Source organism: Mesorhizobium sp. WSM4989, from assembly GCF_029625795.1.
GTDB lineage: Bacteria > Pseudomonadota > Alphaproteobacteria > Rhizobiales > Rhizobiaceae > Mesorhizobium.
This window is the reverse complement of sequence record NZ_JARTVN010000002.1, coordinates 468,187-483,500: the sequence shown is the minus strand read 5'-3', so window position 1 is coordinate 483,500 and position 15,314 is coordinate 468,187. Positions and strand designations below refer to the sequence as shown.

16 protein-coding genes are annotated in these 15,314 nt (G+C 64.1%); 10 read left to right on the top strand and 6 right to left on the bottom strand.

Annotation, left to right across the window (positions count from 1 at the left end):
• Nucleotides 1–6 precede the first annotated feature (6 nt).
• Nucleotides 7–792 carry an IclR family transcriptional regulator gene (locus P9217_RS15065; protein ID WP_067326231.1) on the bottom strand — a complete coding sequence of 262 codons (786 nt, stop codon included), beginning with the start codon at nucleotides 790–792 and terminating at the stop codon, nucleotides 7–9.
• 156 nt (nucleotides 793–948) lie between these two features.
• Here P9217_RS15065 and P9217_RS15060 point away from each other — a divergent pair, with 156 nt between their 5' ends.
• From P9217_RS15060 to P9217_RS15015, 10 genes are all read left to right on the top strand, one after another.
• On the top strand, nucleotides 949–2,262 hold the full coding sequence (locus P9217_RS15060) for an extracellular solute-binding protein (protein ID WP_278087168.1): 1,314 nt from the start codon (nucleotides 949–951) through the stop codon (nucleotides 2,260–2,262).
• Nucleotides 2,263–2,361: 99 nt separating this feature from the next.
• Nucleotides 2,362–3,258, top strand: coding sequence for a sugar ABC transporter permease (locus tag P9217_RS15055; RefSeq protein ID WP_278087167.1), 897 nt, complete (start codon nucleotides 2,362–2,364; stop codon nucleotides 3,256–3,258).
• 2 nt (nucleotides 3,259–3,260) lie between these two features.
• Complete coding sequence (locus tag P9217_RS15050) at nucleotides 3,261–4,127, top strand: carbohydrate ABC transporter permease (RefSeq protein WP_278087166.1); 867 nt, start codon at nucleotides 3,261–3,263, stop codon at nucleotides 4,125–4,127.
• A gap of 4 nt (nucleotides 4,128–4,131) precedes the next feature.
• Complete coding sequence (gene ugpC, locus P9217_RS15045; protein ID WP_095777214.1) at nucleotides 4,132–5,229, top strand: sn-glycerol-3-phosphate ABC transporter ATP-binding protein UgpC; 1,098 nt, start codon at nucleotides 4,132–4,134, stop codon at nucleotides 5,227–5,229.
• Nucleotides 5,230–5,231: 2 nt separating this feature from the next.
• Nucleotides 5,232–6,353 (top strand): mandelate racemase/muconate lactonizing enzyme family protein, encoded by a 1,122-nt coding sequence (locus P9217_RS15040; protein ID WP_278087165.1) that lies wholly within the window; start codon nucleotides 5,232–5,234, stop codon nucleotides 6,351–6,353.
• A 2-nt stretch (nucleotides 6,354–6,355) separates the two neighbouring features.
• Entirely contained in the window at nucleotides 6,356–6,685 is a 330-nt protein-coding gene (locus P9217_RS15035; protein WP_278087164.1) for an L-rhamnose mutarotase, read from the top strand.
• Nucleotides 6,678–7,751 carry a Gfo/Idh/MocA family oxidoreductase gene (locus tag P9217_RS15030; RefSeq protein WP_278087399.1) on the top strand — a complete coding sequence of 358 codons (1,074 nt, stop codon included), beginning with the start codon at nucleotides 6,678–6,680 and terminating at the stop codon, nucleotides 7,749–7,751. Before P9217_RS15035 ends, P9217_RS15030 begins: the two co-directional genes overlap by 8 nt.
• 8 nt (nucleotides 7,752–7,759) lie before the next feature.
• Nucleotides 7,760–8,212 (top strand): MaoC/PaaZ C-terminal domain-containing protein, encoded by a 453-nt coding sequence (locus tag P9217_RS15025; protein WP_095777210.1) that lies wholly within the window; start codon nucleotides 7,760–7,762, stop codon nucleotides 8,210–8,212.
• An 18-nt stretch (nucleotides 8,213–8,230) separates the two neighbouring features.
• Complete coding sequence (locus P9217_RS15020) at nucleotides 8,231–8,962, top strand: SDR family oxidoreductase (RefSeq protein WP_278087163.1); 732 nt, start codon at nucleotides 8,231–8,233, stop codon at nucleotides 8,960–8,962.
• 13 nt (nucleotides 8,963–8,975) lie between these two features.
• Complete coding sequence (locus P9217_RS15015) at nucleotides 8,976–10,253, top strand: L-fuconate dehydratase (protein ID WP_278087162.1); 1,278 nt, start codon at nucleotides 8,976–8,978, stop codon at nucleotides 10,251–10,253.
• A gap of 61 nt (nucleotides 10,254–10,314) precedes the next feature.
• Here the strand turns inward: P9217_RS15015 and doeB are convergent, their stop codons facing one another.
• From doeB to eutA, 5 genes are read right to left on the bottom strand one after another with little or no spacing between them, the layout of a single operon-like run.
• Nucleotides 10,315–11,316 (bottom strand): N(2)-acetyl-L-2,4-diaminobutanoate deacetylase DoeB, encoded by a 1,002-nt coding sequence (doeB, locus tag P9217_RS15010; protein WP_278087161.1) that lies wholly within the window; start codon nucleotides 11,314–11,316, stop codon nucleotides 10,315–10,317.
• Between the two features lie 4 nt (nucleotides 11,317–11,320).
• Entirely contained in the window at nucleotides 11,321–12,499 is a 1,179-nt protein-coding gene (gene doeA, locus P9217_RS15005) for an ectoine hydrolase DoeA (protein ID WP_278087160.1), read from the bottom strand.
• 37 nt (nucleotides 12,500–12,536) lie between these two features.
• Nucleotides 12,537–13,529 carry a cyclodeaminase gene (locus P9217_RS15000; protein ID WP_278087159.1) on the bottom strand — a complete coding sequence of 331 codons (993 nt, stop codon included), beginning with the start codon at nucleotides 13,527–13,529 and terminating at the stop codon, nucleotides 12,537–12,539.
• Nucleotides 13,526–14,521 (bottom strand): hydroxyectoine utilization dehydratase EutB, encoded by a 996-nt coding sequence (gene eutB, locus P9217_RS14995; RefSeq protein ID WP_278087398.1) that lies wholly within the window; start codon nucleotides 14,519–14,521, stop codon nucleotides 13,526–13,528. Before eutB ends, P9217_RS15000 begins: the two co-directional genes overlap by 4 nt.
• A 12-nt stretch (nucleotides 14,522–14,533) precedes the next feature.
• A complete protein-coding gene (gene eutA / locus P9217_RS14990) occupies nucleotides 14,534–15,310 on the bottom strand; it encodes an ectoine utilization protein EutA (RefSeq protein ID WP_278087397.1) in 777 nt (258 codons plus the stop codon).
• Between the last annotated feature and the right edge of the window lie 4 nt (nucleotides 15,311–15,314).

The window sequence follows — 15,314 nt, the reverse complement described above, 5'->3', positions numbered from 1 at the left end:
TTAGAATTATTCCTGTGACCTCACATCCGACCCGGCGAGTTGGGACAGGCGGGCCGCTGCTGCCTGGAGCAGCGCGATGGTCCTGGTGATATCGGGCGCTGCCGGCGCGTTGACCAGAGTGATATAGGGTATGGTGAGCGCGGCGATGCCGTGCCCGTCGGAACCGAGCACCGGCGCCGACAGATTGTAGACGCCGGCGGTCTGCAGCGAAGCCATCATCTCGTAGCCACGATCGCGCACCTGGTCGAGGCGGGCGAAGAAGTCGGGCGACAACTTCATCTCCTCGTTGCTGCGCAAATGCTCGGCGATCATCATCTCGCGCTCTTCCGGCGAGCGGAAGGCCAGCAGCACATGTCCCGAGCCGGTGTCGAACAGGCTGATATGCGAGCCGACGCGGATCGAGATGCCCCAGTATCGCGGCGCTTCCTGCTGGGCAATGACCACGGCGCTGCCACGGTCGAACACGACGAGCTGGTTTGCCTGCCAGGAGGTCTCGGCCAGCTCGCGCATGATCGAGGTGGCGTAGGAGACCAGCCTGCGCACCGGTGCATGCAGCTGGCCAAGCCCGAAGAGCTTCAGCGTCAGCGAATAGCGGTCGCCGTCTGACCGGGTGACGTAGCCGCGTTTCACCAGACGGTCGAGCATCCGGTAAAATTCGTTCGGGCTGCGGTCGAGCCGCTTGGCGATCTCGGCCTGGGTCAGGCCGCCATCGACGCTGGCGAGCAGTTCCAGAATGTCCAGCCCTTTGTCCAGTGCCGGCGCGCGATAGCGGTCTTCCTCGTCGTCCTGCACCCGATGCCCTCTGGTGAATTCTGATCTTCATATACGCAAGACAGCCTTCATAGGGAAGAAGTTTCGGCTTGACGACCTATGAATAATTTGTTTGCATATGAATGAAGCATAGAGCTTCAGCCACGACGGCCTACAGCCGTTCCAGGGAGGATATTCATGAACAGACTGCTTTCCGGCGTCGCCGCCGGCGCATTGCTCATGGCATCGGGTGCGGTCTTTGCGGCCGACCTGCCGGGCAAGTTCACCGGCGTCACGATCGACGCCAAGCTGATCGGCGGCCAGCAATACGAAAAACTCTACGCGCGCATCGGCGAGTGGGAGAAAGCGACTGGCGCCAAGGTCAACGTCGTATCCAAGAAGAACCACTTCGATCTCGACAAGGAGATCAAGTCGGACATCGCCTCCAACTCGATCACCTGGTGCGTCGGCTCCAACCACACCTCGTTCGCGCCGCAATATCCGGGCATCTACACCGACCTCGCCAAGCTGCTGCCGAAGGAGGAGATCGACGCTTTCGTCCCGGCCAACATCGCCGCCGGCACGCTCGACGGCAAGCTGGTGATGCTGCCGCGCGCGCAGTTCGACGTCTCGGCGCTCTACTACCAGAAGAGCCTCTACCAGGACGAAGCCAAGAAGAAGGCCTACAAGGAGAAATACGGCGAGGAGCTCGCCCCGCCGGACACCTTCGACGAGATGGCCCAGCAGGCGGAATTCTTCGCCAGCCCGCCCGACTTCTACGGCACGCAATATGCCGGCAAGGAAGAGGCGATCAACGGCCGCTTTTACGAGATGCTGATCGCCGACGGCGGCGAATATCTCGACAAGGACGGCAAGCCTGCCTTCAACTCCGAGGCCGGCGTCAAGGCGCTCGACTGGTTCGTCAAGCTCTACAAGGCCAAGGCTGTGCCCGCTGGCACGACCAACTATTTGTGGGATGATCTCGGCCAGGGGTTCGCGTCCGGCACGGTGGCGCTCAATCTCGACTGGCCGGGCTGGGCCGGCTTCTTCAACGACCCGAAGTCGTCCAAGGTCGCCGGCAATGTCGGCATCAAGGTGCAGCCGAAAGGCTTGTCCGGCAAGCGCTCGGGCTGGTCCGGCGCGCATGGCTTCTCGGTGACCGAAAACTGCGCCAACAAGGAGGCCGCCGCCTCGCTCGTCTGGTGGCTGACCAACGAGGACAGTCAGAAGCTGGAAGCCGCGGCCGGCCCGCTGCCCACCCGCACCAAGGTGTGGGAATGGGACCTCGAGCAGGCCAAGTCCGATCCTTACAAAACCGAAGTGCTGCAGGCATTCCAGGAAGCCGCCAAGAACGCCTTCCCGGTGCCGCAGACGCCGGAATGGATCGAGATCTCCAACGCGGTCTATCCCGAACTTCAGGCCGCCATCCTCGGCGACAAGACTTCCAAGCAGGCGCTCGACGACGCTGCCGCCAAGGCGACGCAGATCCTCGAGGACGCCGGCAAGCTCTAAGGGACTATCCTCCCAGCGGCGTCGGTCTTCGCGACCGGCGCCGCTTTGACCGAGGCGGCCGCCCCATCGCCGGCCGTGCAAACAATTTTGGGACTTTGCATGACGGCCAAGCGGCTTTCCGCGCCAACGCTTCTTCTGCTGCCGGCCGTGCTCGTTCTGGCGGCCGTGGTGGTCGTGCCGCTCTGCCTGTCATTCTATTCAAGCTTCACGCCGTTCAGGCTGACACGGCCGGAAACCTTCTTCACCTTCATCGGCCTGCGCAACTATCGCAACATTCTGTCCGACGCGAATTTCTGGTGGGCCTTCGGCCGCACCGTGCTCCTGCTCACCATCGCGCTCAATCTCGAAATGCTGCTCGGTCTCGGCCTCGCGCTGCTGGTCGAGAAGGCTAGCCGCGGCCAGCGGTTGCTGCGTACCATCATGATGTTCCCGATGATGTTTTCGCCGATCCTGGTCGGCTTCCAGTTCAAGTTCATGTTCAACGACAATATCGGCTTGGTGAACAACGCGCTGCAGTCGCTAGGCATCACGCGGGACGCCATTCCCTGGCTGATCGAAGGCCATCTCGCCTTCATCGCCATTTCAGTCGCGGAGATCTGGTCGTCGACCTCGATCTTCGTGATCCTGATCCTCGCCGGCCTGCTCGCCATGCCGAAGGAGCCGGTCGAAGCGGCGCGCGTCGACGGCTGCACGCCGTGGCAAACCTTCCGCTATGTGACCTGGCCCTTCATCATGCCCTTCGCCTATATCGCCATGACCATCCGCTCGCTCGACGTTGCGCGCGCCTACGACATCGTCAAGATCATGACCGATGGCGGCCCAGCCGGCCGCACGGAACTGTTGTGGACGCTGGTCGCGCGCACCGCCTACAGTGACGCGCGCATGGGCGTGGCCAATGCGATGGCCTATTTTTCGATCCTGCTGTCGATCGTCTTCACCGTCTATTTCTTTAAGAAGCTCGCCGCGGCACGGACCCAGATCGGCGCGGAGTGGTGAGGATGGACGCCAACGCATCCGCCCGCCTGAAGCGCCGCGCCGGCGCCGTCGCCCACCGCGTCGGCCTGTTCCTCGCCATGCTTTTGATCTGTCTGCCCGGCATCTGGATCGTGCTGTCCTCGCTGCGGCCGACGGTCGAGATCCTGGCCAAGCCGCCGGTCTGGATCCCGCAGCAGGTCTCGCTCGATGCCTACGTCGCCATGTTCAGCGGTGTCGGCAAGGGCGGCGTTCCCGTCTTCGACTATTTCCGCAATTCCCTGATCATCTCGGTGACGTCGACCGTCATTGCCATCGCCATCGGTATGGCCGGTGGCTACGCCTTCGCTCGCCACCGGTTTCGTGGCAAGTCGGCGATGTTCCTCGGCCTTATGCTGACCCGCACCGTGCCTGGCATCGCGCTGTCGCTGCCGCTGTTTTTCGTCTATGCGCGGCTCGACATCATCGACACGCATTTCGGCCTGATCCTCGCCTATGTCGCGCTCAATGTGCCGTTCACCATCTGGCTGATCGACGGCTTCTTCCGCCAGGTGCCGAAGGATCTCGCCGAGGCCGCGCAAATCGACGGCTGCACGCGCTGGCAGGCCTTCTGGCAGGTCGAGTTTCCACTCGCCGGGCCAGGCATCGCGTCGGCCGGCATCTTCGCCTTCCTTACCTCTTGGAACGAATTCGCGCTCGCCTCGCAGCTGACGCGCTCGATCAATTCCAAGACGCTCCCCGTCGGGCTGCTCGACTACACCGCCGAATTCACCATCGACTGGCGCGGCATGTGCGCGCTGGCGGTGGTGATGATCATCCCGGCGCTGCTCCTTACCTTCATCGTCCAGAAACACCTCGTCGGGGGCCTGACTTCCGGCGCGGTGAAAGGTTGATCCGATGGCGATTGTCTCGCTCAAGAAACTGACCAAGCGTTACGGCAATATGGAGATCGTGCACGGCATCGATCTCGATGTCGCCGACCGCGAATTCATCGCGCTGGTCGGGCCGTCCGGCTGCGGCAAGTCGACCACGCTGCGCATGATCGCCGGGCTGGAAGACATCTCCGGCGGCACGATCGAGATCGGCGACCGCATCGTCAACGATCTGCCGCCGCGTTCGCGCAACATCTCGATGGTGTTCCAATCCTACGCGCTTTATCCGCACATGACGGTCCGCGAAAATCTCGGCTTCTCGCTGAAGATCGCCGGCGCGCCCAAGGAAGAGATGGACCGTCGCGTGGCCGAGGCCTCGGCCATTCTCGGCCTCGACGCGCTGCTCGAGCGCCGCCCCTCCCAGCTTTCCGGCGGCCAGCGCCAGCGCGTCGCCATGGGCCGCGCCATCGTGCGCGATCCGGACGTCTTCCTGTTCGACGAGCCGCTCAGCAATCTCGACGCCAAGCTGCGCACGCAGATGCGCACCGAGATCAAGAAGCTGCACGCCAAGGTGAAGTCCACGGTTATCTACGTTACCCACGACCAGGTCGAGGCGATGACGCTCGCCGACCGCATCGTCATCATGCGCGACGGCAACATCGAGCAGGTCGGCACGCCGGACGAGGTCTTCCAGCGGCCGGCGACACGCTTCGTGGCGGGCTTCATCGGCTCGCCGCCGATGAACCTGCAGGAGGCGACCGTGGACGACGGCAAGATCGTCTTTTCCGGCGGACAGAGCCTGCCGCTGCCCGGCCGCTTCAAGGCCAAGGTGAACGCCGGCGACAAGGTAGTGTTCGGCCTGCGTCCCGATGACCTCTACCCCGTGGGCCACGGCCTGCATTCGGGCGATGCCGCTGACGTCCACGAGATCGAGCTGCCGGTGACGGTGACCGAGCCGCTCGGCAACGAGACGCTGGTGTTCGCCGAATTCGACCGCCGCGACTGGGTTTCGCGGATGCTGAACCCGAGGCCATTGCGGGCGGGCGATCGCGTGGCGATGAGCTTCGACCTGTCGCAGGCGCATCTCTTTTCCGCGGAAACCGGCAAATCCTTGAGGGCCTGACGATGGCGAAGATCGAGAAAGTCGAGCTTGCAATGGTTGATCTGGTGCCGAAGGTGAAGCGCACCGACGCCATCCAGAGTTTCGTCAGCCAGGAGACGCCGATCGTCACCATCACCGACGTCGACGGGGCGGTCGGCATCGGCTACAGCTACACGATCGGCACCGGCGGCTCTTCGGTGATGCGGCTTCTGGCCGACCACCTCGCGCCGCGCCTGATCGGTGAGGATGCCGACCGGATCGAGGCGATCTGGCACGATCTCGAATTCGCCACGCACGCCACCACCATCGGCGCTATCACGGCCATCGCGCTCGCCGCCATCGACACTGCGCTCTGGGACCTTCGGGCGAAGAAGCAGAAGCTGCCGCTCTGGAAGCTCGCCGGCGGCGCCAAGGACCGCTGTCCGCTTTACACCACCGAAGGCGGCTGGCTGCACATCGAGACTGAAGCGCTTGTCGAAGATGCGCTGGCCGCCAAGGCGAAAGGCTTTACCGGCTCGAAGGTCAAGATCGGCAAGCCGCACGGCGCCGAGGATTTTGCCCGGTTGTCGGCCGTGCGCAAGGCGGTCGGCGACGGCTATGAGATCATGACCGACTGCAACCAGGGTTTTACCGTCGACGAAGCCATCCGGCGCGCCGAGCGGCTGCGCGATCTCGATCTCGCCTGGATCGAGGAGCCGCTGCCGGCCGACGACATAGACGGCCATGTGCGGCTATCGAATTCGACGGCGACGCCTATCGCCGTCGGCGAGTCGCTCTATTCGATCCGCCATTTCCGCGAATATATGCAGAAGGGCGGCTGCAGCATCGTCCAGGTCGATGTCGGCCGCATCGGCGGCATCACGCCCTGGCTGAAGGTGGCGCATATGGCGGAAGCCTTCGACATGCCGATCTGCCCGCATTTCCTGATGGAACTGCATGTCAGCCTGGCCTGCGCGGTGCCGAACGGCAAATATGTGGAATATATTCCGCAGCTGGATGAGTTGACGGGCAAGAAGATGGTGATCGAAAACGGCCACGCGCTGGCGCCGGACGAGCCGGGCCTCGGCATCGACTGGGATTTCGATGCGACCAGGGCCCTGAGCATCGCCGAATTCAGCGTCACCGTCACGGAACGGAGGAACTGAGAATGCAGCGAATGGGCATGGTGCTTGGCCTGAAGCCGGAAAAGGTCGAGGACTATGTGCGCCTGCACGCCGCCGTCTGGCCGGACGTGCTCGAGATGATCGCCGCCTGCAACATCAAGAACTACTCGATCTACCTCAAGCGGCCGGAGAACCTGCTGTTCTCCTATTTCGAGTATCACGGCATCGACTACGCCGCCGACATGGCCAAGATGGCCGCCGATCCGAAGACCCAGGAATGGTGGTCGGTCTGCATACCATGCCAGGAACCCTTGCCGACGAGGCAGGAGGGCGAGTGGTGGGCGACGATGGATGAAGTCTTCCACCATGACTGATGCCTTCGATCCCGCCTCGCTGGCGCAATCCTGGCCGATGCCTGCAAAGCCGCGTCCGATCGTCACCTTCGGCGCCGGCTCGATCGTCGGCGATGCGCATTTCCCGGCCTATCGCAAGGCTGGTTTTCCAGTGGTGGGTCTCTACGATCCGGACCAGGCCAAGGCTCGGAAACTGGCCGAACAATGGGGCGTGACGGCATTCGGCTCGGTGGACGAGGCGGCCGCCGTCAAGGATGCGATCTTCGATCTTGCAACGCCGCCCGGCCGGCACGCCGACGTGCTGAAGGCCCTGCCCGGCGACGCGGTCGCATTGATCCAGAAGCCGATGGGCAACTACCTTGGCGAGGCAACCGAGATCCTTGAAATCTGTCGCGCCAAGAAGCTCAAGGCTGCAGCGAATTTCCAGCTTCGCTTCGCGCCGATGATGCTGGCGCTGAAGGACGCGATCGCCAAGGGCTGGCTTGGCGAGGTCGTCGACTTCGATGCCTGGCTGGCGCTCGCAACGCCGTGGCAGCTCTGGGAATTCCTGCTCGCGGCGCCGCGTGTCGAGATCGCCATGCATTCGATCCACTATCTCGACCTGATCCGGCAGCTTCTCGGCGACCCGAAGGGCGTGCATGCCAAGACGCTCGGCCATCCCAATCACAAGGTCGCGCAGACCCGGACAAGCGCCATCCTCGACTATGGCGACACGGTGCGCTGCGCGCTCTCGATCAATCACGATCATAAGTTCGGACGGCGGCATCAGGCCTGCGAGTTCCGTATCTGCGGCACCGAGGGCGCCGCCTACGTCAAGCTTGGCCTCAATCTCGACTATCCGCGCGGTGAGCCCGACGTGCTGGAAATCCATCCTAAAGGCGGCTCCGATTGGGTCGGCGTGCCGCTCACCGGCGAATGGTTCCCCGACGCCTTTGTCGGGCGCATGGCCAATGTGCAGCGCTTCGCCTCCGGGGAAGACAAAGAGCTGGTCAGCTCCGTCGAAGATGCCTGGAACACCATGGCACTGGTGGAAGCCGCCTATCGTTCGAGCGCCGCGCCGGCGACGCCGCTCACCGCAAAACCGTAAGGAACGGCATGGAACAGGTCACCTATTTCGACGACTACGAGATCGGCTCGTCGCGGCTGACCAGCGGCCGCACCATCACCGAGACCGACTTTGTCGTCCATGCCGGCCACACCGGCGATTTCTTTCCGCACCACATGGACGCCGAGTTCATGAAGACGACGCCCTTCGGCCAGCGCATCGCGCATGGCACGCTGGTGTTCTCGGTCGGCGTCGGCCTGACCGCGAGCGTCATCAACCCGGTCGCCTTCTCCTACGGTTATGACAGGCTGCGCTTCATCAAGCCGGTCTTTATCGGCGACACGATCCGCACGCGCACGACGATCGCCGCGAAGGAAGACGATCCGAAGCGGCCGGACTCCGGGCGCGTCATCGAACGCGTCGAGGTTTTGAACCAGCGCGACGAAGTCGTGCTGGCCGCCGATCACATCTATATCGTCGAGCGGCGCCCCCGGCTCGGCTGAAGACGGAGACAAAACAACATGGCTGATCTGACAGGCAAGGTGGTGGTCGTAACGGCCGCTGCGCAAGGCATCGGCCGGGCTAGCGCGTTGGCTTTCGCCAAGGCTGGCGCGATCGTCCACGCCACCGACATCAATGAAGCGGCGCTGGCCGAGCTCGGCAACACCTCGGTCATCAAGACTCGCAAGCTCGACGTGCTGAACGACGACGCCGTGCAGGCCGCCTTCGCCAAAATCGGCCGCATCGATGTGCTTTTCAACTGCGCCGGCTTCGTCCACTCCGGCTCGATCCTGGAGATGAAAGACGAGGACCTCGACTTCGCATTCAACCTCAATGTGCGCGCCATGATCCGCACTATCCGCGCCGTGCTGCCCGGCATGCTGGAACGCGGCGGTGGTTCGATCATCAACATGGCATCGGTCGCCGGCGCCCCGAAAGGCGTGCCGAACCGCTTCGCCTATGGCGTGACCAAGGCGGCCGTGATCGGGCTGACCAAATCGATCGCCGCCGACTATGTCGGCAAAGGCATTCGCTGCAACGCGATCTGCCCCGGCACGGTGGAGAGCCCCTCGCTCGAAAGCCGCATGCGGGCGCAGGGCGACTATGAGGCCGCCCGTGCTGCCTTCATCTCCCGCCAGCCGATGGGAAGGCTGGGCACGGCGGAGGAGATCGCCGATCTTGCCGTCTATCTCGCCGGCGCCACCTATACCACCGGGCAGGCCTATAATATCGACGGCGGCTGGTCGATCTGATGAGGCACCGAGCATGACCCGCATTACCGATCTTCGCGTCTTCGATCTGCGCTTCCCGACGTCGCAGAGCCTCGACGGGTCGGACGCGATGAATCCGAACCCCGATTATTCGGCCGCCTATGTCACCCTCGACACCGATAGCGAGGGGCTTAGCGGCCACGGGCTCACCTTCACCATCGGCCGCGGCAACGAGATCTGCTGCGCGGCGATCGAGGCGCTGCGCCATCTTGTTGTCGGGATCGACTTGGACTGGGTCAAGCATGATCCCAGCCGCTTCTGGCATCACGTGACCGGCGACAGCCAGTTGCGCTGGATCGGCCCGGACAAGGGCGCCATGCACCTCGCCGTCGGCGCGGTTGTCAATGCGGTCTGGGATCTTTGGGCCAAGGAAGCCGGCAAGCCGGTCTGGCGCCTTGTCGCCGAGATGAGCCCGGAAGAGATCGTGCGCATCGTCGACTTCCGCTATCTCACCGATGCGATCGCGCCGGCCGAAGCGCTGGAGATCCTGAGGAAGGCCGGGGCCGGCAAGGCCGAGCGCATCGCCACCCTCGAGCGCGAAGGCTATGCCTGCTATACCACATCGGCCGGCTGGCTCGGCTATCCCGACGACAAGCTGAGGCGCCTCTGCCAGGAAGCAGTCGACGAGGGGTTCAATCACATCAAGCTGAAGGTCGGCCGCGACCGCGACGACGACATCCGCCGCCTCAGGATCGCCCGCGAGGTGATCGGTCCGGACCGTTACCTGATGATCGACGCCAACCAGGTCTGGGAGGTCGACCAGGCGATCGACTGGCTGCGCGATCTTGCCTTCGCCAAGCCTTTTTTCATCGAGGAGCCGACCAGCCCGGACGATGTCGCCGGCCATGCCAAGATCCGCAAGGCGGTGGCGCCGATCAAGGTTGCGACCGGCGAGATGTGCCAGAACCGCATCATGTTCAAGCAGTTCATCGCCGGCGGCGCGATCGATATCGTGCAGATCGATTCCTGCCGCATGGGCGGCCTGAACGAGGTACTGGCCGTGCTTTTGATCGCCGCCAAGTTCGGCCTGCCGGTCTGGCCGCATGCCGGCGGCGTCGGCCTGTGCGAATATGTCCAGCATCTGTCGATGATCGACTATATCGCGGTGTCGGGCACCAAGGATGGAAGGGTGATCGAATATGTCGATCACCTGCACGAGCATTTCCTCGAGCCCTGTGTCATTGAGAATGCGGCCTACATGCCGCCGACGGCGCCGGGCTTCTCGATCGAGATGAAGCCGGACTCGATTGCCGCCTACCTATTCCACAGTTGAATGCGAGCCGTAACGCAGGTGGCCTTGGCGGCGTTACGGCGTCGCTTCTACCTGGCGCGCTTCAGTCAACCTCGACGGCAAGCACCGCAACACAATCGCCGGCCTTGACCAGGCCGGGGAAATGGCGCGCGGCCAGGAGCCCTGACATCCTGGCCTTGATCTCCTGGGGCGCGGTGCCGGTGCGACCGGTCGAATGGATGCGCGCCACGACCTGGCCTTCCTCCACCTTCTCGCCGAGATCGATCATGGTCTCGATCATGCCCTCGTCCTCGGCAAACGCAAAGCAGTCCCCCGAGGGCATGTCGAGCCATTGAGTTCGATTTTTCTCGATAGCACCATCAACGATGCCGGCATGGCGAAGCACATTGAGGATGCCACGGCGAGCGATGCGCACCGTCTCGGCCCGGGCCGTGCCGCCACCGCCGAGCTCGGTAGTGACGAAGACCTTGCCCATCTGCTCGGCCGCGGTGTCATACATGCCAACGGTATCGATTTCGGTCATGCGCATCGAGAACGGAGCCGAAAAGGCCTCGACCGCGGCGAAGGCCTTTTTCTCCTGCTCCTTGTCCGGCAGCGTATGTGCGGCGCAGAAGGGCACGAAGTCCAGCGTCTTTCCGCCGGAGTGGAAGTCGAACACGATGTCCGCCCGCGGCAACAATTCGCGCTGGAAATAGTCGGCGATCTTTTCCGTCACGGTACCGTCCGGCCGGCCGGGAAAGCTGCGGTTCATGTTGCCCTTGTCGATCGGCGAGGTGCGGCTGCCGGCGCGGAACGCCGGATAGTTCATCGCCGGCGCGATGATGACGGTGCCGGTGACATCCTTCGGGTCGAGCGTGCGGGCGAGCTCGTAGAGCGCCAGCGGGCCTTCATATTCGTCGCCGTGATTTCCCCCGGTGAGCAGCGCCGTCTGCCCCTTGCCGTTGCGGACGACACAGATCGGAATCATCACCGACCCCCAGGCGGAATCGTCGCGGCTGTAGGGCAGGCGCAGGAAGCCGTGCTGGACACCGTCGCGTTCGAACTCGACGGTCGGCGTGATCGGCGATGGAGGCAGAGCTGACATCGGCTCAATCCTTGACGAACAGCTTGCGCGGCACATTGGCCAGGCACTCGACGCCGGTCTCGGTGATCAGGATCGACTCGGTGATCTCAAGTCCCATTGTCTCGAGCCATAGACCCGTCATGAAATGGAAGGTCATACCGGGCTTGAGCAGGGTGCGATCGCCGGGGCGCAGGCTCATCGTGCGCTCGCCCCAATCCGGCGGATAGGAAAGACCGATCGAGTAGCCGGTGCGGTTGTCCTTGACGATGCCGTACTTCTTCAGCACGGCGAAGAAGGCATTGGCGATGTCCTCGCAGGCATTGCCCGGCTTGGCGGCGGCAAGGCCCGCCTCCATGCCCTCGAGCGTCGCCTTCTCGGCGTCGAGGAAGGCCTGCGTCGGCTTGCCGAGGAAGACGGTGCGCGACAGCGGGCAGTGGTAGCGATTGTAGCAGCCAGCGATCTCGAAGAAGGTGCCCTCGCCCACCTTCATCGGCTGGTCGTCCCAGGTGAGATGCGGCGCCGAGGCGTCGGCGCCCGATGGCAAGAGCGGCACGATCGCCGGATAGTCGCCACCGATGCCTTTGACGCCGCGCGTGCCGGCGTCATAGATCTCGGCGACCAGATCGCATTTGCGCATGCCGACCTCGATCTTGTCGACGATGCGCTGATGCATGGCCTCGACGATGCGGGCGGCCTTGCGCATATAGTCGATCTCGGTCGGGCTCTTCACGGCGCGCTGCCAGTTGACCAGCGCGGTGGCGTCGACGAAGCGGGCCTTGGGCAGGTGCTTCTGCAGCGATGCGAAGGCCGCCGCCGAGAACCAATAATTGTCCATCTCGACGCCGATGGTCAGCTTGTCCCAGCGGCGATCGGCAAGCACGCTGGCGAGATGGTCCATCGGGTGCCGCTCGGTCGACTGCACATAGTGATCGGCGTAGCCAATGATGTTGTCATGCGCGAGATAGGCGGTGCGCTTGGCGCCGTTGGCATCCTGGCCGCGGCCATACCAGACCGGCTCGCCCGAAGGCGGCACGATGACCGCCTGATGCACATAGAAGGACCAGCCGTCATAGCCGGTCAGCCAGGCCATGTTGGAGGGATCGCTGACGATCAGCAGATCGACCCGCTTGGCCTCCATGGCTTTCCGCGTCTTGGCAAGGCGATCGGCAAATTCGCTTCGCGAGAATTTCAGGTTTGGCTGCATTTTGTTGGTCCTCGTTTGTTGGGCCTCGCGGCCATATTCAGCTTTCGAAAATCGTTCCCGCCTTCGCTGCCCGCGCGCGGTCGCGGGCTAAAGTGGCGATCGCGGTGTCCTGCACGCCGGTGCCAGTGAGATCGGCGAGGGTGATGTCACCGGCCGATCGTCGTCCGTGCTTTTTCCCGGCGATGATCTGGCCGAGCTCGGTGACTTCCGCGTCGGCCGCCATCGCCCCTGCCTCGATGGCGTGGTGAAGCTCGCCCAAGCGCCGCGTCTGCTTCGCGCTGTCTGCGACATAGAGATCTGCCAGGCGAAGGATCGCCGGCGCGATCTCGTTCTTGTGCTCGGCATCCGAGCCCATCGCGGTGATGTGCTGGCCGGCCGAGACGAACCCGGCCTTGATCAGCGGCTCGGTCGAAGGCGTGGTGGTGACGATGATGTCGGCGCCCGCTGCCGTCCTCGCCGCATCCGGCTCGGCACGCACCATGATGCCCAGTCTCTCGCGCAAGCGGGCCGCGGTCGCCTCGGCCTTGGCCGCATCGCGCGCCCAGACGCGCGCCTCCGCGATCGGCCTGACGAGACGCAGCGCTTCCAATTGCAGGCCGGCCTGCAAACCGGCGCCGAAGATCGCCGCTATGCTGGAGTCTTCGCGCGACAGATGCTTGGCCGCGACTGCGCCGGCTGCGGCGGTGCGCACATCGGTCAGATAGCCATTGTCGAGCAGCAGCGCCTCGATCACACCGGTCTTGGCCGAAAGCAGCACCATCATGCCGCCGCCGCTCGGCAGGCCGAGCTTCGGATTGTCGAAGAAGCCGGAGCTTATCTTGACGGCGAAGCCATCTATGCCGGGCACGTACGCGGACTTCACGTCGACCTCGCCGCGATGCTCGTGAATGTCGAGCCTCAAGATTGGCGGCATCGCCACCGGCATTGTCGCCAAAGCCCGAAAGGCGTTCTCGACGCAGGCGACCGCATCCAGATCGAGCGTCACGACCTTGCGCAGGTCTGTTTCGGTGAGGATGGTCACGCGGCTCATCTGGGGCGCTCCGTCAGTGCAGCGTCGCCGCAGACGATGCGGCGTTGCAGGCTCATGTCGATGTTGCGGCCAGACAGGATGGCCACCACCGGTCCTTTCGCAGTGACCTTCCCAGCAAGCAGCGCGCCGATGCCGACCGCGCCTGCGCCTTCGACGATCTCGCGCTCTTCCTCATAGGCATGCCGGATGCCGGCGGCGATCTCGTCCTCGGAAAGCAGGATGACGTCGTCGAGCAGCTCACGGCACATGGCAAAGGTCAGCCGGTTATCGAGGCCGATGCCGCCGCCGAGTGAGTCCGCAAGCGTCGGCAATTCCTCGACCTGCACGGGGCGGCCGGCATCGAGACTCGCCTTCATCGCGGCACCGCGCGCCATCGAGACGCCGACGACTTTGGTGGCCGGGCTCACCCCCTTGACCGCCGCGGCAACGCCGGCCGCCAGGCCGCCGCCGGAGAGCGGCACCAGCACACTTGCTGCTTCCGGAACCTGCTCCAAGATCTCCAGCCCCAGCGTGCCCTGCCCGGCGACGATGTCCGGATGGTCGAAGGGCGGCAGCATGACCAGCCCCTCCTCCGCAACCAGCCTGTCCACCTCATGCTGGGCATCGTCCTGGCTGTTGCCGACGATGCGAATATCCGCGCCAAGGCGGCGGATTGCATCGAGCTTGTTTTCGGGCACCAGCTTCGACATGCAGATCACCGCGCGCATGCCCTTGAGCTTCGCCGCATGGGCCAGCGCGCGGCCGTGATTGCCGGTCGATGCCGCGACCACCCCGCGCAATTTTTCTCGCGGACTCAACGCGGCGATCGCGTTGGACGCGCCGCGCAGCTTGAACGCGCCGGTCGTCTGGTGATGTTCCAGCTTGAGGTGAACGGGATGGCCCGCCCGATCCGAGAGGCTTTGCGACAACACAGTCGGCGTCCGCTCGACCTTTCCGGCAATGCGTTCGCGCGCAGCGCGGATATGCTGAAGCGTGACTTCCGTTTTGGTCATTGGCATGCCCGCTCACCGGGCCAATGGCTTCGTCATCAGCCGGCCGAACTGCGGCCGCGCCGTGTCGTCGCCGCAAAGCCGCAGGCAGTTCCAGGCGCTCGCCTGGTTGCTGGTGACGACCGGGCGGCCGATTGCCTCCTCCATGCCTGGAACGGCGAGCGCCGCGCGTAGCGCGGTGCATGAAACGAACAGCGCATCTGCCTGCGCATGCGTCGCCTTGCGCGCCAGATCGACGAGCGAGGTAGGCTCGATGCGTGCCATCTCCCGATCGTCCTCGAAGCCGAGGCAGGTGACGCTCTCGATGTCGAAGCCGTGCGCGGCGAAATAGGCGGCCATCGGCCGGCTGGTCTCGACAGTGTAAGGGGTGAGAATGCTGATCCGCTTCACGCCAAAAGCGTTGAGGCCGCGCACGCCGGCCATGGGCGGCGTGACCACGGGAACATTCGGCTTGGCCGCCTGGATCGCCTGCTCGATCTCGGCGTCGCCGATCACCACGGAAGCAGACGTGCAGGAATAGCAGACGGCATCGAGCGTCTCGTCCGGCAAGATCAGTGCCGCGCCCGTCGAAAGCGAGGGCTGCATCTTGCGCAGATTGTCCGGCGTCGTCGGATTGGCGTAGGGGATGCGCGCGACATAGACGCCGATCCGCTCGCTCGCCACCATGCGGCGGAAGTCGACCTCGCTGGTATGATCGGTGGCCAAAGCAATCAGCCCGACGCGCTTTTCGAGCGGACGCGCATCGAGTGCGGGCCGGGTCGATGCCAGCTCGATTTCGGGCAACAGTTTCATGACT